This is a genomic window from Azospirillum tabaci (genome assembly GCF_014596085.1).
Taxonomy (GTDB): domain Bacteria; phylum Pseudomonadota; class Alphaproteobacteria; order Azospirillales; family Azospirillaceae; genus Azospirillum; species Azospirillum tabaci.
The window spans coordinates 41864-58481 of the sequence record NZ_JACCJY010000022.1 but is presented as its reverse complement, the minus strand read 5'-3'; the positions used below and the strand labels follow the sequence as shown (position 1 = coordinate 58481).

Sequence of the window (16618 nt, the reverse complement as noted above, 5' to 3'; positions counted from 1 at the left end):
AGCGTGAAGACGGATCAGGAAGCGCGCCCCGACGGCCGCGGCCTCCGCCAGAGCATGTCCGACCTGCACACGTGGGTCGGGCTGCTTCTCGGCTGGGTGCTCTACGCGATGTTCCTCACCGGGACGGTGTCCTACTTCAAGGACGAGCTGTCGCAATGGATGCGTCCCGAACTGCCGGCGCAGAGCGGGGTTCCGGATCAGGCCGTGGTGGCCCAGCGGGTGGCCGACGAACTCGTCGCCCTGGTGCCGGGCAGTCCGCAATGGAGCCTGCGCCTGCCGGACGCCCGCAACAACAGCGTCTACGCCTTCTGGCGCACCGCCGGGACGGCTCCCGGCCAGCGCGGCTTCGGCGAGGGCAATTTCGATCCGGCGACGGGGCAGACGGTGTCGTCGCGCGCGACGCTGGGCGGCGACTTCTTCTACCGCTTCCATTTCCAGTTCCATTACATGCCGGTGGTGTGGGGGCGCTGGATCGCCGGCATTGCGGCCATGTTCATGCTGGTGGCCATCGTCAGCGGGGTCATCACCCACAAGAAGATCTTCGTCGATTTCTTCACCTTCCGTTGGGGCAAGGGGCAGCGCTCCTGGCTCGACGCGCACAACGCGCTGTCGGTGTTCGGGCTGCCCTTCCACGCCATGATCACCTACACGGGGCTGGTGACGCTGATGGCGCTCTACATGCCCTGGGGCCAGCAGGTCGGGATCAAGACGCCGGCGGAGCGCCAGCAGTTCAACGCCGAACTCAGCGCCTTCATCCAGCCGGGCAAGCCCAGCGGCGAGGCAGCACCCCTCGCGTCGATCGAGGACATGGTGCGCCACGCCCAGGAGCGCTGGGGCCGCGACGGCGTCGGACGGGTCACCGCCACGCATCCGGGCGACGCGGCGGCGCGGGTGGCGGTGGCGCGCGGCGACGGCGGGCGCGTCTCGATGAGTCCGCAATATCTGGAATTCGAGGGCACCACCGGCAAGCTGCTGGCCGTCCATGAAGGGGTGGGGCCGGCGGCGGAGACCCGCGGCGTGCTCTACGCCCTGCATCTGGGGCGCTTCAGCGACACGGTGACACGCTGGCTCTATTTCCTCGTCAGCCTCGCCGGCACCGCCATGGTGGGCACCGGTCTGGTGATGTGGACGGTGAAGCGCCGGCAGAAGCTGCCCGATCCGGCCCGGCCGCACATCGGCTTCCACGTCGTGGAGCGGCTGAACATCGCCAGCATCGCCGGCCTGTCGGTCGCCATGGCGGCCTTCCTGTGGGCGAACCGCCTCCTGCCGGAAACCCTGGCGGACCGCGCCAACTGGGAGATCCACAGCTTCTTCATCGTCTGGGCGCTGACGCTGCTGCACGGCGTGCTGCGCCCGGCGAAGAAGGCCTGGGTCGAGCAGTTGTGGCTGGCCGCGGCGTTGCTGGCGCTGCTGCCCGTGCTCAACGCCGCGACCACGCACCGGCCGCTCTGGCGCAGCCTGGCCGAAGGCGACTGGGTGTTCGTCGGCATGGACCTGATGTGCTGGGCGCTGGCGGCGCTCCACGCCGTCCTGGCGGTCCGCACGCTCCGGCACCGGGCCAAGCTGCGGCCCGCCCGTAAGCCGGCCCCCAAAACCGTCAACGAACCCGCCGGCGGCGCCGTCCTGCGCGAGGGATGATCATGACCCACCTGTCGTCTTTCATTCTGTGCCTGACGGGCTTCGCCGCGCTGGCCGTCGCGATGGACCGTCCGCAGCACGACCTGTTCGGACGGTCCCTGCCGGCCCTCGCGACGGCCGCCCTGCGCGTCGGCGGAGCGGCTTCCCTGCTGGGGGCGCTGGGCCTCCTCGTGGCGTGGCAGGGCTGGGCGCTCGGCCTCGTCATGTTCAGCGGCCACACCAGCCTGGGCGCCGGAATCGTCCATGGCGCCCTCATCGTTCGGCAACGGTGGGTTGCCCGCTCAAATTGAGGGTAGGCCTTATTTTTGGCCCATTTTGTCGCGACCGGCCAGTTTGCTCTTTCCGTTCGGGCGTGATGGGAGGATGATTCTCCATCGTTTTCATCAGGTTCATCGTGCTTTTCGACGATTGCGAATCGTTTGGGAGGAGTACGCATGCCCCGCATCCTCAATCATGCACCGTGGCTGATTCTCGCCGTGTTGGGCGCGTTCGCGCTCGGCACCGTCGCGCTGGCGCGCGGCGAGACCATCAACGCCCTTTGGCTGGTCGTGGCCGCCGTCTGCACCTATCTGGTGTCCTACCGCTACTACAGCCTGTTCATCGCCACCCGCGTCATGCGGCTGGACCCGGCGCGCCCGACACCGGCGATGCGCCACAACGACGGGTTGGACTACGTCCCGACCAACCAGTACGTCCTGTTCGGCCACCATTTCGCGGCCATCGCCGGCGCGGGCCCGCTGGTCGGTCCGGTGTTGGCGGCCCAGATGGGCTATCTGCCGGGCATGCTGTGGATCCTGGCCGGCGTGGTGGTCGCCGGGGCGGTCCAGGACTTCATGATCCTGTTCGTCTCGATGCGCCGCGACGGGCGGTCGCTTGGTGAACTGATCAAGGCCGAATTGGGGGACATCCCCGGCGTCATCGCCCTGTTCGGCACCTTCATGATCATGGTCATCATCCTGGCGGTGCTGGCGTTGGTCGTGGTCAAGGCGCTGACCAACAGCCCTTGGGGCTTCTTCACGGTCGCCGCCACCGTGCCGATCGCCCTGTTCATGGGCGTCTACATGCGCTTCCTCCGCCCCGGCCGGATCGGCGAGATCTCCATCATCGGCTTCTTCCTGCTGATCGCGGCGATCCTGCTCGGCGGGCAGGTGGCGCAGAGCGAGACGCTGGCGCCCATGTTCACGCTGACCGGCGTGCAGATCACCTGGATCCTGATCGGCTACGGCTTCGTGGCGTCGGTGCTGCCGGTGTGGCTTCTGCTCGCTCCGCGCGACTATCTGTCGACCTTCCTCAAGGTCGGCACCATCGTGATGCTGGCGCTGTGCATCCTGCTCGTCGCACCGCCGATGAAGATGCCCAGCATCACCCGCTTCGTCGACGGCACCGGTCCGGTGTGGTCGGGCAGCCTGTTCCCGTTCCTGTTCATCACCATCGCCTGCGGCGCGGTGTCGGGCTTCCACGCCCTGATCTCCTCCGGCACCACGCCCAAGATGGTGGAGAACGAGGTCCACACCCGTTTCATCGGCTACGGCGGCATGCTGACCGAGTCCTTCGTCGCCATCATGGCGCTGGTCGCCGCCTCCTGCATCGAGCCGGGCATCTACTTCGCCATGAACAGCCCGCCTGCGGTGCTCGGCACCACGGCGGAGTCCGCGGCCCAGGTCATCAACAACTGGGGTTTCGTCATCACGCCGGAGATGATCACCCAGACGGCGCAGGACGTCGGCGAGGTGAGCATCCTGTCGCGGGCCGGCGGCGCGCCGACGCTGGCGGTCGGCATGGCGCAGATCTTCTCCGAGCTGTTCGGCGGCAAGGCGATGATGGCCTTCTGGTACCATTTCGCCATCCTGTTCGAGGCGCTGTTCATCCTGACCGCCGTCGACGCCGGCACCCGCGCCGGGCGGTTCATGCTGCAGGATCTGCTGGGCGTCTTCTTCAAGCCGTTGCAGCGGACGGCGTCCTGGGCCGGCAACCTGATCGCCACCGGTCTGTGCGTCGCCGCCTGGGGCTACATCCTCTACCAGGGCGTGGTCGATCCGCTGGGCGGCATCAACACCTTCTGGCCGCTGTTCGGCATCTCCAACCAGATGCTGGCGGGCATCGCCCTGATCCTGGCGACGGTGGTGCTGTTCCGGATGAAGCGGGAGCGCTACGCCTGGGTGACCATGGTGCCGGCGGCGTGGCTGCTGATCTGCACCCTGACCGCGGGCGTGCAGAAGGTCTTCCACAGCAACCCGGCGATCGGCTTCCTCGCCCACGCCGAGCGTTTCAGCACCGCCGCCAACGAGGGCCGGCTGCTCGCCCCGGCGACCTCGATGGATCAGATGCGGCAGGTGATCTTCAACGACTACCTGGACGCGGCGCTGGCGTCGCTGTTCGTGATGGTCGTGCTGGCGGTGCTGGTCTTCGGCATCCTGTCCTGCCTGAAGGCGCTGCGCAGCGACCGTCCGACCACCCGGGAAATCCCGACGGGCGGCGCCACCGCGCGGGCTGGGGATTGATGGAGGCACGACGTTCCCTCACCCCAGGGGTGAGGGAACGTTTCAGTGGAAAAGGACGACCGATGAGCGGCTTGAAAAGCAACCTCAGCCGGTTCCGCGGTTACTTCGAACAGACGGCCAAGCTCATGATCGGGGTGCCGGACTACGACACCTATCTGGAGCACATGCGGACCCGGCACCCCGACCAGCCGGCGATGACCTACACCGAGTTCCTCGACAACCGTCTGCAGGCCCGTTACGGCGCCGGCAAGGCTGGTTGTTGTTGAGGGGGGTGTTGTCCCCTCTCCCCTCCGGGGAGAGGGTTTAGGGTGAGGGGGTTGCGCTTGTGCCGGACGAACCGCCACGCGCAACCCCCTCACCGGCCCTGCGGGCCACCCTCTCCCCAGGGGGGAGAGGGCTATGACCGAGCCGCTCAGGCCGGCTGGAAGCGCAGGATGGCCGGGGTCCGCATGTCGGCGAGGATCGGGGCGTCCTTGGCGGCGCCGCGCATGGCGGCGGGCGGGCGCGGCAGGCCGCTGCGGTCGCTGTAGTCGCGGGGCGGAGTCCAGGCCGTCGCCTCCTCCCGGTGCAGCATCGCCGTGCACAGCACGTCGAGCGCCGTCCTCGCCGCGACCGCGCCCAGCGCCGTGGCGACGTTCTCCCGGCGCGGGTTGCCGTCGTGATGCGCCGACGCCAGCGTGGCGAGGTCCAGCGCGTCCCCGGCGATCCGCCCCCACATCCAGGGGCGGGCGTCGCCCATCGCCAGCAGGCCGACGCCCGTCGCCACCTCGCGCGCGCCGTAGGTCCGGATCAGCCCGGCCTGCTCCTCCATCCCCATCCAGCGGGCGAGGCGGCGGGCGGCCACCAGTTCGGCGACGCCCAGCCCGATGCTGAACCAGCCCAAACCACGGGCCATCCGGTCCGCCGACGAATTCCGTCGGTAATACGCCATGGTGCGCCTCCCTGTTACGGCTTGAGCACGACCTTGATGCAGCCGTCCCGCTTGTCGCGGAAGGTCTGGTACATGCCCGGCCCGTCGGCCAGACCCACGGTGTGGGTGATGACGAAGGACGGGTCGATCTGGCCCTCCTGGATGCGGCGCAGCAGGTCGTCGGTCCAGCGGTTGACGTGGGTCTGGCCCATGCGCCAAGTCAGGCCCTTGTTCATCGACACGCCGAAGGGAACCTTGTCGATCAGCCCGCCATAGACGCCGGGGATCGACAGCGTGCCGGCGGGGCGGCAGACATACATCATCTCGCGCAGCACATGGGCGCGGTCGGATTCCAGGGCCAGCGCCTGCTTGGCGCGGTCGTACATGGAATCGAGCGTGGCGGTGGCGTGCGCCTCCATGCCGACGGCGTCGATGCACTTCTCCGGACCCTTGCCGCCGGTCAGCTCGTTCAGCCGCTCGACGACGCTTTCCTCTTCGAAATTGATGGTGATGGCGCCGCCGGCCTTGGCCATGGACAGGCGCTCAGGCACGCGGTCGATGGCGATGACCTGCTTGGCGCCCAGCAGGATGGCGCTGCGGATCGTCATCTGCCCGACCGGGCCGCAGCCCCAGATCGCCACCGTGTCGGTCGGCTGGATGTCGCACTGCGCCGCGGCCTGCCAGCCGGTGGGGAAGATGTCGCCGAGGAACAGCACCTGCTCGTCGGTCAGCCCGTCCGGGATCTTCACATGGGTGCGGTCGGCGAAGGGGACGCGCACATACTCCGCCTGCCCGCCGGGGTAGCCGCCGGTCAGGTGGGTGTAGCCGAACAGCCCGGCCGTGGTGTGGCCGAACAGTTTGTCGGCCATCGCCTTGTTGCGGTTGGAGCGCTCGCAGACCGAATAATTGCCGCGGCGGCACTGCTCGCACTCGCCGCACCAGATGGTGAAGGGAACGACGATGCGGTCGCCGACCTTCAGGGCGCTCTTGGCCTCGGCCCCGACGTCGACGACCTCGCCCATGAACTCGTGGCCCATGATGTCGCCCTTCTCCATGCCGGGCATGAAGTGGTCGTAGAGATGCAGATCCGAACCGCAGATGGCGCAGGACGTGACCTTGACGATGGCGTCGCGGGGCTGCTCGATCTCGGGGTCGGGGACGGTGTCGTAACGGATGTCAGCGGTGCCGTGCCAGACCAGGGCTTTCATACGGGGCTCCTCCGTGGGGGTGGTGGGGAAGGGAGCGGGCGGCTGTTGATCAGTGGCTGTCGATCAGTGATGGCCCGAACCGGGCTCGGCCTGCTTGCGGTGCTGCTCGGCCAGCACGCCGGAGGGCGTCACGGCGGCCATGGCGGTTTGCAGCTTGTTCTTCCAGCCGGCCACCACGTCGCCGTCGCCGCGCATCATCGCGTCGAAACCGACCTTGGCGACCATCGCCGGGTCGTCCTTCTTGCCCTGGCCGATCTTGGTGTCCTCCATGCCGGCGCGCTCGAAGAACTCGGTGTCGGTGGCGCCGGGCATCAGGCAGGTGACGGTCACCCCGGACGCCTTGATTTCGTGGCGCAGCGCGAAGGAGAAGGAGTCGATGAAGGCCTTGGTGCCGTTGTAGACCGCCTGATAGGTGCCGGGCATGAAGCCGGCGATCGAGCCGGTGATCAGGATGCGGCCCTGTTTGCGGTCGCGCATGCCGCGCCCCACCTTCTGGATCAGGTACAACGTGCCGGTGATGTTGGTGTCGATGACGTGGCGGGCCTCCTGGAAGTCCTGATCGAGGAAGCCGTGGCCCAGCCCGTGGCCGGCGTTGGCGAGCAGGGCGTCGACCGGTCGGCCCTTCACCGCCGCGCAGAGCTTGTCGACGCCGTCGAGGGTGGCGAGGTCCGCCTGCACCGTTTCGACCGTGACGCCGAGCGTGCGCAGCTCCTTGGCGGCCTCCTCGATGGCCGGATCGTCGGCGGCGATCAGGAGGTCGAAGCCATTCCGGGCGCACTGCTTGGCGAGTTCGAGGCCAATGCCGGTGGAAGCGCCGGTGACGATGGCAAGGGAATGGGTGGCTGCACGAGCCATGGGGACGGTCCTCTTGGCGAAGCGGGAGAATCCCTCAGCCCAACTGGAGATGGCAGCCGTTGGTTCCGCCTTTTCCGCGGCCGCCCTTCGCCATCGGGGGCAAGCGCAACGAAGCGGTGCCGCAGAAAAGTGCATAAGGCTTAATCAGGTCGGCTCCATGCCCAATTTTTGATCGTGGCGAGGGTGTGACCCCAGCGATTCCGCGCCGTTCCGGCTGGCACGCCTCTTGCTCAACAGTCTTGTATACAAGATTGGTGCGGCAGCCTGATGACCCAGCTTCCCGACAGCATCGAAGACAGCGTGATCTCCGCCATCCTGGGCGGGCGACTGCGGCCCGGCACAAGGCTGGGCGAGGCGAAGCTGGCCGAGGTCTACGGCGTGTCCCGCACCCGCGTGCGGGAAGCGATGATGCGGCTGGAGACGCGCGGCATCGTCCATGTCAGCGCCCGGCGCGGCTGGTTCGTCGTCGAGCCCTCGGCGACGGAGGCGCGGGCTGCCTTCCAGGCGCGGCGGGTGATCGAAACCGGCATGCTGCGCGATTTGCAGGCGCTGCCGGGGCGCTCGCTGCCCGGCGATGCCGTCGCCCACCTGCGCGCCCATGTCGAGGAGGAGCGCGAGGCGCTGCACACCGGCCATGTCGGCTCGCGCACCTGCCTGCTCGGCGACTTCCACATCCACCTCGCCCACGCCTTCGGCAACGCCTTCCTGACCGACATCCTGCGCGACCTGACCGCGCGCACGACGCTGGTGTCGATGCTCTACCAGTCCGACCAGGACGCCGCGGCGTCCAGCGACGACCACGCCGGCATCGTGACGCTGCTGGCCGACGGCGATTTCGTCGGCGCGGCGCGGCTGATGGATGAGCACATCCGGCGCGTCGAGGACGGCCTCGACCTCGCCGCCGCCCCCGATCCCCTGGCCGGCCTGCGCGAGATCCTCTCGCCCGGCGCCCCCGCCTGAACCCTTTCAAGCAACCCATTCCATCCAGAACCGGAGGAGTTAGAGACATGAAGCGCAGGACCCTGCTCGCCCTGGCCGTCGCCGCCGTCGCCGGCCTTTCCATCGCCCAGGCCCCCGCCGCGCGGGCCGACGCCCTTCAGGACATCACCAAGCGCGGCACGCTGCGCGTCGCCGTCCCGCAGGACTTCCCGCCTTTCGGCTCGGTCGGCCCGGACATGGCCCCGCTCGGCTACGACATCGACGTGGCGAAGCTGATCGGCGCCAAGATGGGCGTGAAGGTGGAACTGGTGCCGGTGACCAGCGCCAACCGCATCCCCTTCCTGCAGACCAACAAGGTCGATCTGGTGATCTCCAGCCTCGGCAAGAACGCGGAGCGCGAGAAGGTCATCGACTTCACCGACGCCTACGCGCCCTTCTTCAACGGCGTCTTCGCCCCGGCCGGCGTCACCGCCTCGAAGCCGGAGGAACTGGCCGGCAAGACCGTCGGCGTGACCCGCGGCGCCATCGAGGATCTGGAACTGACCAAGATCGCCCCCGCCGACGCGGTCATCAAGCGCTACGAGGACAACAACGGCACCATCTCCGCCTTCCTGTCCGGTCAGGTCGAGGTGGTGGCGACCGGCAACGTCGTGGCGGCGGCGATCCTCGCCCGCAACCCGCCGAAGCGGCCGGAGCTGAAGTTCCTCATCAAGAACTCCCCCTGCTTCATCGGCCTGAGCAAGGAGCAGCCGGCCCTGCTGGAGAAGCTGAACGGCATCCTGGCGGCGGCCAAGGCCGACGGCTCGCTGAACGCCATCGCGCAGAAGTGGCTGTCCGCCGACCTGCCGAAGGACCTCTGACCCAGGGACCTCTGACGATGACAGGGCCGGGACGCCGCGGGTGGCTTTAGCCGCCACGGCGCCCCGGCGTACGGGGGGCTGACCGGAGGGCCGCATGACCTACCGCTTCGATTATTCGTGGATCGCCGAATACTGGCCCGTCATCCTGAAGGGGCTGGTGACGACGGTCGAACTGACTCTGATCGGCACGCTGTTCGGGGTGGCGCTGGGCATCGCCTGCGCCTGGACGCGGTCGCTCGGCCCGCGCTGGCTGCGCCCACCGGTCGTCGCCTATGTGGAGCTGATCCGCAACACGCCCTTCCTGATCCAGCTGTTCTTCATCTTCTTCGGCCTGCCGTCGCTCGGCGTGCAGATGACCGAGTTCCAGGCGGCGGTTCTGGCGATGGTCATCAACCTCGGCGCCTACAGCGGCGAGATCATCCGCGCCGGCATCGAGGCCACCCCGCGCGGCCAGTTCGAGGCCGGGGCCAGCCTCGCCATGACGCGGTTCGAGACCTTCCGCCACGTCGTGCTGATCCCGTCCTTGCAACGGATCTGGCCGGCGCTGTCGTCGCAGATCGTCATCGTCATGCTGGGTTCGGCGGTGGTGTCGCAGATCGCGGCGGAGGACATCACCTTCGCCGCCAACTTCATCCAGTCGCGGACCTTCCGCGCCTTCGAAAGCTATTTCCTGACCACCGGCCTCTACCTGCTGCTGGCGCTGGCCCTGCGGCAGGCGCTGCGCGGCGTCGGGCGGATGCTGTTCCCGCAGAGGGCCGCGCGATGATGACCTTCACCCTGTGGGACATCCTGCGCAACCTGCTGCTGGCGGCGCGCTGGACGGTGGTCCTCTCGCTCGTCTCCTTCATCGGCGGCGGGCTGCTGGGGATGGCGCTGCTCTACCTGCGGATCGGCAAGGCGCGGGCCGGACGGATGTTCGTCCAGGGCTATGTCGAGCTGTTCCAGGGCACGCCGCTGCTGATGCAGCTCTTCCTCGCCTTCTTCGGGCTCGGCCTGTTCGGCATCGACGTTCCGGCCTGGCTGGCCGCCGGGCTGGCGCTGATCCTGTGGACGGCGGCCTTCCTGGTGGAGATCTGGCGCGGCTGCGTGGAATCGGTCGCCCGCGGTCAGTGGGAGGCGTCGGCCAGCCTCGGCATGGGCTACGTCCAGCAGATGCGCTACGTGATCCTGCCCCAGGCGGTGCGGGTCGCCGTCCCGCCCACCGTCGGCTTCTCCGTGCAGGTGGTGAAGGGCACGGCGCTGACCTCGATCATCGGCTTCGTGGAGCTGTCCAAGGCCGGCACGGTCGTCACCAACGCGACCTTCGAACCCTTCACCGTCTACGGGCTGGTCGCCCTGATCTACTTCGCGCTGTGCTGGCCCCTGTCCAAGAGCAGCCAGATTCTGGAAAGGAAGCTCAATGTCGCTCATCGCAATCACTGAGGTGAAGAAGCGCTTCGGCGACGTCGAAGTCCTGAAGGGGATCAACCTGGACGTCGAGCGCGGCGAGGTCGTCGCCATCATCGGCAAGAGCGGTTCGGGCAAGAGCACGCTTCTGCGCTGCGTCAACGGGCTGGAGATGATCGACGACGGCTCGATCATGGTGGCCGGCGCCCAGCTCATCAACGACGACCTCCACCTGAAGGCGCTGCGGCTGAAGGTCGGCATGATCTTCCAGCAGTTCAACCTGTTCCCGCACCTGTCGGCGGGGCGCAACGTCATGCTGTCGCAGATGGTCGTCAAGAAGACGCCCGCGGGCGAGGCGGAGGCGATGGCTCGCCGCATGCTGGAGCGGGTGGGGCTGGGCCATAAGTTCGATGCCTACCCCGACCAGCTCTCCGGCGGTCAGCAGCAGCGCGTCGCCATCGCGCGGGCGCTGTCGATGCAGCCGATGGCCCTGCTGTGCGACGAGATCACCTCCGCGCTGGACCCGGAGCTGGTGAACGAGGTGCTGGCGGTGGTGAAGGAGCTGGCCGCCGACGGCATGACGCTGATGATGGTGACCCACGAGATGCGCTTCGCCCGCGAGGTCTGCGACCGGGTGGTCTTCATGCACCAGGGCCGCGTGCACGAGATCGGCCCGCCCGAGGAGGTCTTCGGCAACCCCAGCACCCCGGAACTCCGGCAGTTCCTGGGCGCGCAGCTGGTGGTCTGACTGGGGAACGATAGTCCCTCTCCCGCCCCGGGAGAGGGAAGGGCCCCGCGCCGCAGGCGTGGGAAGGGTGAGGGTACTGCCGAGGATTGGTGTCTTGATCCTCGCGCGACCCTCACCCGCCCGCTTCGCGGGCACCCTCTCCCGGGGCGGGAGAGGGATGTTTAGAGACGCTCAGCGCGCCGCGGTCTTCTCGCTCACCACCCGCGGGGTGTCGATCATGTCGGCGACGAACTCCGCCAGACAGCGGTAGCCGAGGTCCTTCAGGTGCAGGCCGTCGCTGCTCAGCACCTGATCGGCGGCGAAGTGCCGGCTCTCCAGCCACCAGGCCATGATGCGGTAGCGGTCGAGCACCGGCACGTCGAGTTCGCGGCCCAGCGCGACCACGGTGGACGCGTAGACGGCGTAGGAGTCGACCTTGGCCTCACCGGGGAAGGACTGCGGGTTCATCAGGATGACGTCCGCACCGGTCTTGCGGATCCGGGCGATGCCGTCGCGCAGGGTGGCGGCGAAAGCGTCGAGCGGCACCTTCTGGAAGCTGTCGTTGGTCCCGACCTGCCAGACCACGAGATCCGGCTTGGCGGCCAGCACGTCCTTGTCGAAGCGGACGAGGTTGGCCCCCGCCGTCTCGCCGCCGATGCCCTTGTTCAGGACCTCGATGGCCGAGGCGGCGTGACGCTGCTCCAGAATGGCGTCGAGCTGGGCGGGGTAGGTGGCGGTGATGGTGGTGGCCCCGACGCCTTCCGTGCTGGACGACCCCACCGCGACGACCGTCAACGGGCGCCCGGCGGCCAGGGCGGCCCGGCTGTGAGTCAAGCCGGAGGCGGCTGAATCCGCACCGGGCGGGACCGGGCAAAGCGCCGACGCCGCGGCGGCACCGCTCCACAAGACCCAAGCGGCCAACACTCCGCCAAGCACCCGTCCCGTCATGAACCACGCTCCCCTTGGTTTGCGCCGTCAAGGCACGCTGCCTGGGAGCGATGGTCCGGCGGTCATGGTTAATGCATCGCTAAGCGAGGGGGCGGCCAACCCCTTTTCGTGCCTCGTCAAAAAGGAGGCTTCGCCAAGCTCACCTGGCTGCTGTTCACCGACGTCGATGCGGCGTCACTCGCCGCGCAGTGGGTGGGGCAGGCGCCGCAACGGCTCTTCCTGTCGCGCTTCCTGCGCTTTCCCGGCGCCTATTCGCTGCGGGTCGGCGCGTATCATGTCGTGCTCGCCTGCGGGATCGTGCGGACCGACGAGGCGCTGCGGCCGGGTCCAACCGGCGCGCGACGACGTGAGGCTCAGGGCGGGGCGCCCTCGCTTGGCAACGTAACCGCGAGACCAAGCCGCAGTCGCGCTGTTCAACAGAACGGCCGTCCCGGCCCGTCCCGTCGCTTCGCGGGGTTGAAGGCATGCATCTGGCTGATCTGTTCGTTGCGCTGCGGCACCAACTGGATCGAAACCCGAAAGAGACCGAGCGCGCCGTAGAGCGCCTGGAATTCGCGCCGGACGATGCGGGCGGTGTGCTGCGTCGTCTGGCGGAGTTGTTGGATGCCGGCGACGGCACCGACGCTCTCAAGGCCTGGGTCGACTCGTCCGACGAGCGGACGCCGCTGGAACGGTGTGTGCTGGCGGCTCAGGCCATCGATCAATGGTTCGCGCCGCTGGCGTCGCGCTTCCTGTCGCGAAGCGCGCTGTCCGATGGTCGTCTGCGGGCGCGGCAATGGTACAAGCGGCACGGGCGCTTCAACAGCGACGCCGCCGAGGGCCAGCTCATCCTGCGGCCCGGCCTGTTCGACCGCTCGGTGAACATCCGGGAGGTCACGCCCCTGCGCGGGTCCTTCGACGCGGCCGACCTGTTCCACACCCTGCTTCTGCTGCCGCCGACCCTCGCGGCGGAGTGCCCCCACGGCGAGGACGGCGAACGGCCCGTCTCGGTGGCTTTCCATCGCGTCGCCGAGGTCGCCGACCAGTGCCCCAGCGATCCCGATTGGGCGCCCGTCGTCGGCGTCGTGCCGCTCGCCCTGGCCGAGGAGGATCTCGTCCTTGGGACTTTTTCCAAGGACGGTGCGGACTGGTACGCTGCGACTCCCGGTGATCTCGGCGCTCGCGCCTCGTCGGCCATCGACGCCTTGGCCGCCGAAGGCGCGACCATCGTCGTGTTTCCCGAGGTGGCCGCCGATCCCGCGACGCTCGGCGCCATAAAGGCGGCGGTGCGGCGGCAGGCCGTGGACGGGCCGATCCGCTACGTGCTCGTCGGAGTCCGGCAGGATGGCGAGATGGGTGGAAAGCCGCGCAGCACGGCGGTCCTGCTCGACCGGACGGGGGCCGAGATGTTCTGCCAGACCAAGCTGCACTGTTGGGACCTCGATGCCGACCAGTGCCGCTCCTACGACGTGCGAGGCCCGGACGGCCGGCTGCTCGACGAGGCGAAGGAGTTCATCGCGCCGGGGGACGGAGTCACCATCGTCGAGCTGCCCAACATGGGCCGGCTGGCGGTGATGATCTGCGAGGATCTCGGGCGCGAGAAACCGGCGGCGTGGCTGTGCCGGGCCAAGCTGCTGGACTGGATCGTCACCCCGGTGATGGACGCCGGCCTGACGGAGGAGCGGTGGCAGGCCCATGCCGGCGACGAGTCCTCCCGCGCCGGGTCGTGCCGGGTGGTGGTGGCGAACAGCATGTCCTTCTCGCACCGCTTCAACCGTGTCTGCGACGCCGACGGGCAGGAGGACAAGCGCATCACCGATTGCGGGGTCGCGCTGTTTTTCCAGCCGCGCGCCGACCCGGCGCAGAGTTCGCGCATCCGCCGGCTGTCGCTTCCCATCGACGCGCCGGAGCCCGGCTGCGTCGCGGCGCGCTGGGAACCGCGGAGTTGGGCGGAGTTGAAGACGGAGGGCTGTCCATGAGCGGGGAGGCGTATCGGGCACTGGCCGACGACATCCGGGAGGCCGTCGCGGCCGGACGCTGGGACGAGGCCGACGCGGACCTCGACACCCTCGCCGAGGAGGCGGCGCTGTGCCTCGTGCAGGATCGCGCCGCCGATCTCGCCGCCCTGGCCCGGGAGGTCGCCCGCTGCCACACGGCGCTGGCCCTGCGCGAGGACCGCAGCCCCGACGCGATGCACCGGCTGGGGCAGCTCCGCGCCGTCGCCGCGCTGGTCGCCGCCGGCCGGGCGAACCGGCCCGCCCGCAGCGAGGCGGCGCTCGCCCAGGCCGGAACGCCGACCGCAGCGGTGCTGCGCGCCCTGGCGGACGGAGCGAAATCGGGGCCGGCCCTGGTCGAGGCGACGGGCCTGTCGCACGACGCGGTGGCCCGCGCCCTGCCGGAACTGCGCGCCGCCGGTCTGGTCCGCTCCTGGCCGGCCGGGCGGCTGGTGATGAACGAACGGACCACCGCCGCGGGTTAGGGGGTCGCGGGGTAGGGCGGTTACTCCTTCGGCACCTCGCGCTCCAGCTCCTCCAGCCAGATGCGGGCGTTGCCGTCGGACGGCGCGCGCCAGTCGCCGCGCGGGGACAGGGAGCCGCCCGCCGTCACCTTCGGCCCGTTGGGCATGGCCGAGCGCTTGAACTGGCTGAAGCCGAAGAAGCGCTGGATGAAGACGCGCAGCCAGGAATGGATTTCGGCCAGCGTGTAGGCGCTGCGCTTCTCGACCGGATAGCCCGCGGGCCAGTCGCCGCGCTCCGCATCGGACCAGGCGTGCAGGGCGAGGAAGGCGATCTTCGACGGGCGCAGGCCGTAGCGCAGCGTGTAGAACAGGTGGAAATCCTGAAGCTCGTAGGGGCCGACGACGGCCTCCGAACTCTGCAGGGCGCGGTCGCTGTCGGCGGGGACCAGTTCCGGCGAAATCTCGGTCGCCAGGATGGCGCCCAGCGTGTCTAGAACCTCGTCCTGGAACTGGCGGGAGCCGATGACCCAGCGGATCAGATGCTGGATCAGCGACTTCGGGACGCCGGAGTTGACGTTGTAATGGGCCATCTGGTCGCCGACGCCGTAGGTGCACCAACCCAGCGCCAGCTCGGACAGGTCGCCGGTCCCCAACACGATCCCGCCCCGCTGGTTGGCGAGGCGGAACAGGTAGTCGGTGCGCAGCCCCGCCTGGACGTTCTCGAAGGTCACGTCGTACACCGCCTCGCCGCGGGCGTAGGGGTGATCCATGTCCTTGAGCATCTGGTTGGCGGCGGGGCGGATGTCGAGTTCGTGATGCGACACGCCGAGCGCGCTCATCAGGCGGAGCGCGTTGCCCTTGGTCTTGTCGCTGGTGCCGAAGCCCGGCATCGTGAAGGCGAGAATGTCGGTGCGCGGCCGGTCGAGCAGGTCCATGGCGCGGGCGGCGACGATCAGGGCATGGGTGGAATCCAGCCCGCCCGAGACGCCGATCACCACGCGCGGCATGCCCGTGGCCCGCAGCCGCTGGACCAGCCCGGCGACCTGGATGTTGTAAGCCTCGTAGCAGTCGAGTTCCAGACGCTCCCGCACCGCCGGGACGAAGGGGAAGCGGGGAACGCTGCGGCGCAGCCCCACATCCCCGCCGGGCGGATCGACGCGGAAGGCGATCCGCCGGAAACCGCCGGTGGGCGTCCCGTGCAGGCGGCGGTTGTCGTCGAAGGTGCCCATGCGCAGCCGTTCCTGGCGCAGAACGTCGAGGTCGACGTCGGCGACGGCCATCTGGGCGCCCTTGGGAAAGCGCTCGGTCTCGACCAGCGTCTCGCCGTTCTCGAAGATCGACGCCTGCCCGTCCCAAGCCAGATCGGTGGTGGACTCGCCGGCCCCGGCGGAGGAGTAGAGATAGGCGGCGATGCAGCGCGCCGATTGCGACTTGCAGAGCAGGCGGCGGGTCTCCGCCTTGCCGATGGTGATGTTGCTGGCCGACAGGTTCGCCAGCACCGTCGCCCCGGCCAGCGCCGCCTCGGAGCTGGGCGGGACGGCGACCCAGAGGTCCTCGCAGACCTCGGCATGGACCACCAGCCCGTCCAGATCCTCCGCCGCGAACAGCAGGTCGGGGCCGAACGGGGCGTCGAGGGCGCCGTCTTGGGCGCCGATGCGGATCGTGCCGCCCTCGGTCCCGGCGCCGGACGCAAAATGGCGGCGCTCGTAGAATTCCCGGTAATTGGGAAGATGGACCTTGGGAACCACGCCCAGCAGCCGGCCGCGATGCACGGCGACCGCCGTGTTGTAGACGCGTCCGGCGTGGCGCAGCGGCGCGCCGACGAGGATCAGCGGCATCAGGTCACGCGACTGCTCCACGAGGTGGGCGATGGCCTTCTCCACGGCGTCGAGCAGGCAGTCCTGAAGGAACAGGTCGTCGATGGCGTAGCCGGACAGCGCCAGCTCGGGAAACAGCGCGACGGCGACCGCCTGCCCGTCGCACTCCCGCACGCTGTCCAGCACCGCCGCGGCGTTCGCCATGGGGTCGGCGATCGTGCAGGGCGTCGTGCAGGCGGCGACCCGGGCCATCCCATGGCGGTAGAGTGATCCAAAGCTCAAGGTCCGAGCCGCGCCGTCAACCGTCATCGTGATCCTCTCCCAACCGGTCTTGCGGTAATGCACGCAAGAGGGAAACCGGCGGAGGCCGCCGGTCGTCTCGCCCACCGCAT

At 69.0% G+C, this 16618-nt stretch carries 17 protein-coding genes; 12 read left to right on the top strand and 5 right to left on the bottom strand.

Features of this window, described 5'->3' with window-relative positions:
• The first annotated feature begins 3 nt into the window (after nt 1–3).
• The 4 genes from H0B54_RS19475 to H0B54_RS19460 all read left to right on the top strand — a co-directional run bounded on the left by H0B54_RS19475 (nt 4) and on the right by H0B54_RS19460 (nt 4405).
• Entirely contained in the window at nt 4–1638 is a 1635-nt protein-coding gene (locus H0B54_RS19475; RefSeq protein WP_343068982.1) for a PepSY-associated TM helix domain-containing protein, read from the top strand.
• A 2-nt stretch (nt 1639–1640) separates the two neighbouring features.
• On the top strand, nt 1641–1928 hold the full coding sequence (locus H0B54_RS19470; protein ID WP_188261705.1) for a DUF3325 domain-containing protein: 288 nt from the start codon (nt 1641–1643) through the stop codon (nt 1926–1928).
• Nucleotides 1929–2072: 144 nt separating this feature from the next.
• A complete protein-coding gene (locus H0B54_RS19465) occupies nt 2073–4139 on the top strand; it encodes a carbon starvation CstA family protein (RefSeq protein ID WP_188261704.1) in 2067 nt (688 codons plus the stop codon).
• Between the two features lie 62 nt (nt 4140–4201).
• Complete coding sequence (locus tag H0B54_RS19460) at nt 4202–4405, top strand: YbdD/YjiX family protein (RefSeq protein ID WP_014197888.1); 204 nt, start codon at nt 4202–4204, stop codon at nt 4403–4405.
• 146 nt (nt 4406–4551) lie between these two features.
• Here the strand turns inward: H0B54_RS19460 and H0B54_RS19455 are convergent, their stop codons facing one another.
• The 3 genes from H0B54_RS19455 to H0B54_RS19445 all read right to left on the bottom strand — a co-directional run bounded on the left by H0B54_RS19455 (nt 4552) and on the right by H0B54_RS19445 (nt 7112).
• Complete coding sequence (locus H0B54_RS19455) at nt 4552–5070, bottom strand: cyclase dehydrase (protein WP_188261703.1); 519 nt, start codon at nt 5068–5070, stop codon at nt 4552–4554.
• Nucleotides 5071–5084: 14 nt separating this feature from the next.
• Nucleotides 5085–6257, bottom strand: a complete 1173-nt coding sequence (locus tag H0B54_RS19450) for a zinc-dependent alcohol dehydrogenase (protein WP_188261702.1) — start codon at nt 6255–6257, stop codon at nt 5085–5087.
• Nucleotides 6258–6320: 63 nt separating this feature from the next.
• A complete protein-coding gene (locus tag H0B54_RS19445) occupies nt 6321–7112 on the bottom strand; it encodes an SDR family NAD(P)-dependent oxidoreductase (protein WP_188261701.1) in 792 nt (263 codons plus the stop codon).
• 267 nt (nt 7113–7379) lie between these two features.
• On the opposite strand from H0B54_RS19445, the gene H0B54_RS19440 reads away from it, so the two are divergent.
• The 5 genes from H0B54_RS19440 (at nt 7380) to H0B54_RS19420 (ending at nt 11045) form a co-directional block, all read left to right on the top strand.
• Nucleotides 7380–8072: a GntR family transcriptional regulator gene (locus tag H0B54_RS19440; RefSeq protein ID WP_188261700.1), complete on the top strand. Its 693-nt coding sequence runs from the start codon at nt 7380–7382 to the stop codon at nt 8070–8072.
• Between the two features lie 47 nt (nt 8073–8119).
• Complete coding sequence (locus tag H0B54_RS19435; RefSeq protein ID WP_188261699.1) at nt 8120–8911, top strand: transporter substrate-binding domain-containing protein; 792 nt, start codon at nt 8120–8122, stop codon at nt 8909–8911.
• Nucleotides 8912–9005: 94 nt separating this feature from the next.
• Nucleotides 9006–9677 (top strand): amino acid ABC transporter permease, encoded by a 672-nt coding sequence (locus H0B54_RS19430; RefSeq protein ID WP_188261698.1) that lies wholly within the window; start codon nt 9006–9008, stop codon nt 9675–9677.
• On the top strand, nt 9674–10333 hold the full coding sequence (locus H0B54_RS19425; RefSeq protein WP_094305082.1) for an amino acid ABC transporter permease: 660 nt from the start codon (nt 9674–9676) through the stop codon (nt 10331–10333). Before H0B54_RS19430 ends, H0B54_RS19425 begins: the two co-directional genes overlap by 4 nt.
• Nucleotides 10311–11045 (top strand): amino acid ABC transporter ATP-binding protein, encoded by a 735-nt coding sequence (locus H0B54_RS19420; protein WP_188261697.1) that lies wholly within the window; start codon nt 10311–10313, stop codon nt 11043–11045. Before H0B54_RS19425 ends, H0B54_RS19420 begins: the two co-directional genes overlap by 23 nt.
• A gap of 171 nt (nt 11046–11216) precedes the next feature.
• On the opposite strand, the gene H0B54_RS19415 is transcribed toward H0B54_RS19420, so the two are convergent.
• Entirely contained in the window at nt 11217–11972 is a 756-nt protein-coding gene (locus H0B54_RS19415; RefSeq protein WP_188261696.1) for an SGNH/GDSL hydrolase family protein, read from the bottom strand.
• A gap of 108 nt (nt 11973–12080) precedes the next feature.
• Here H0B54_RS19415 and H0B54_RS19410 point away from each other — a divergent pair, with 108 nt between their 5' ends.
• From H0B54_RS19410 to H0B54_RS19400, 3 genes are read left to right on the top strand one after another with little or no spacing between them, the layout of a single operon-like run.
• Nucleotides 12081–12512 (top strand): hypothetical protein, encoded by a 432-nt coding sequence (locus H0B54_RS19410; RefSeq protein WP_188261695.1) that lies wholly within the window; start codon nt 12081–12083, stop codon nt 12510–12512.
• Nucleotides 12437–13930: a carbon-nitrogen hydrolase family protein gene (locus tag H0B54_RS19405; RefSeq protein ID WP_188261694.1), complete on the top strand. Its 1494-nt coding sequence runs from the start codon at nt 12437–12439 to the stop codon at nt 13928–13930. The genes H0B54_RS19410 and H0B54_RS19405 overlap by 76 nt, the downstream gene beginning before the upstream one ends.
• Entirely contained in the window at nt 13927–14430 is a 504-nt protein-coding gene (locus tag H0B54_RS19400; protein ID WP_188261693.1) for a hypothetical protein, read from the top strand. Before H0B54_RS19405 ends, H0B54_RS19400 begins: the two co-directional genes overlap by 4 nt.
• A 20-nt stretch (nt 14431–14450) precedes the next feature.
• Here H0B54_RS19400 and H0B54_RS19395 read toward each other — a convergent pair whose 3' ends face one another.
• Nucleotides 14451–16535: an NAD(+) synthase gene (locus H0B54_RS19395; RefSeq protein WP_211109454.1), complete on the bottom strand. Its 2085-nt coding sequence runs from the start codon at nt 16533–16535 to the stop codon at nt 14451–14453.
• Nucleotides 16536–16618: the final 83 nt, after the last annotated feature.

Bases quoted from the DNA above. Each gene is read 5' to 3' on its own strand.
- H0B54_RS19465 (WP_188261704.1), top strand. From the start codon at position 2,073: ATGCCCCGCATCCTCAATCATGCACCGTGGCTGATTCTCGCCGTGTTG.
- H0B54_RS19420 (WP_188261697.1), top strand. From the start codon at position 10,311: ATGTCGCTCATCGCAATCACTGAGGTGAAGAAGCGCTTCGGCGACGTC.
- H0B54_RS19395 (WP_211109454.1), bottom strand. From the start codon at position 16,535: ATGACGGTTGACGGCGCGGCTCGGACCTTGAGCTTTGGATCACTCTAC.
- H0B54_RS19400 (WP_188261693.1), top strand. From the start codon at position 13,927: ATGAGCGGGGAGGCGTATCGGGCACTGGCCGACGACATCCGGGAGGCC.
- H0B54_RS19405 (WP_188261694.1), top strand. From the start codon at position 12,437: ATGCATCTGGCTGATCTGTTCGTTGCGCTGCGGCACCAACTGGATCGA.
- H0B54_RS19460 (WP_014197888.1), top strand. From the start codon at position 4,202: ATGAGCGGCTTGAAAAGCAACCTCAGCCGGTTCCGCGGTTACTTCGAA.
- H0B54_RS19470 (WP_188261705.1), top strand. From the start codon at position 1,641: ATGACCCACCTGTCGTCTTTCATTCTGTGCCTGACGGGCTTCGCCGCG.
- H0B54_RS19415 (WP_188261696.1), bottom strand. From the start codon at position 11,972: ATGACGGGACGGGTGCTTGGCGGAGTGTTGGCCGCTTGGGTCTTGTGG.
- H0B54_RS19425 (WP_094305082.1), top strand. From the start codon at position 9,674: ATGATGACCTTCACCCTGTGGGACATCCTGCGCAACCTGCTGCTGGCG.
- H0B54_RS19430 (WP_188261698.1), top strand. From the start codon at position 9,006: ATGACCTACCGCTTCGATTATTCGTGGATCGCCGAATACTGGCCCGTC.
- H0B54_RS19445 (WP_188261701.1), bottom strand. From the start codon at position 7,112: ATGGCTCGTGCAGCCACCCATTCCCTTGCCATCGTCACCGGCGCTTCC.
- H0B54_RS19450 (WP_188261702.1), bottom strand. From the start codon at position 6,257: ATGAAAGCCCTGGTCTGGCACGGCACCGCTGACATCCGTTACGACACC.
- H0B54_RS19455 (WP_188261703.1), bottom strand. From the start codon at position 5,070: ATGGCGTATTACCGACGGAATTCGTCGGCGGACCGGATGGCCCGTGGT.
- H0B54_RS19440 (WP_188261700.1), top strand. From the start codon at position 7,380: ATGACCCAGCTTCCCGACAGCATCGAAGACAGCGTGATCTCCGCCATC.
- H0B54_RS19435 (WP_188261699.1), top strand. From the start codon at position 8,120: ATGAAGCGCAGGACCCTGCTCGCCCTGGCCGTCGCCGCCGTCGCCGGC.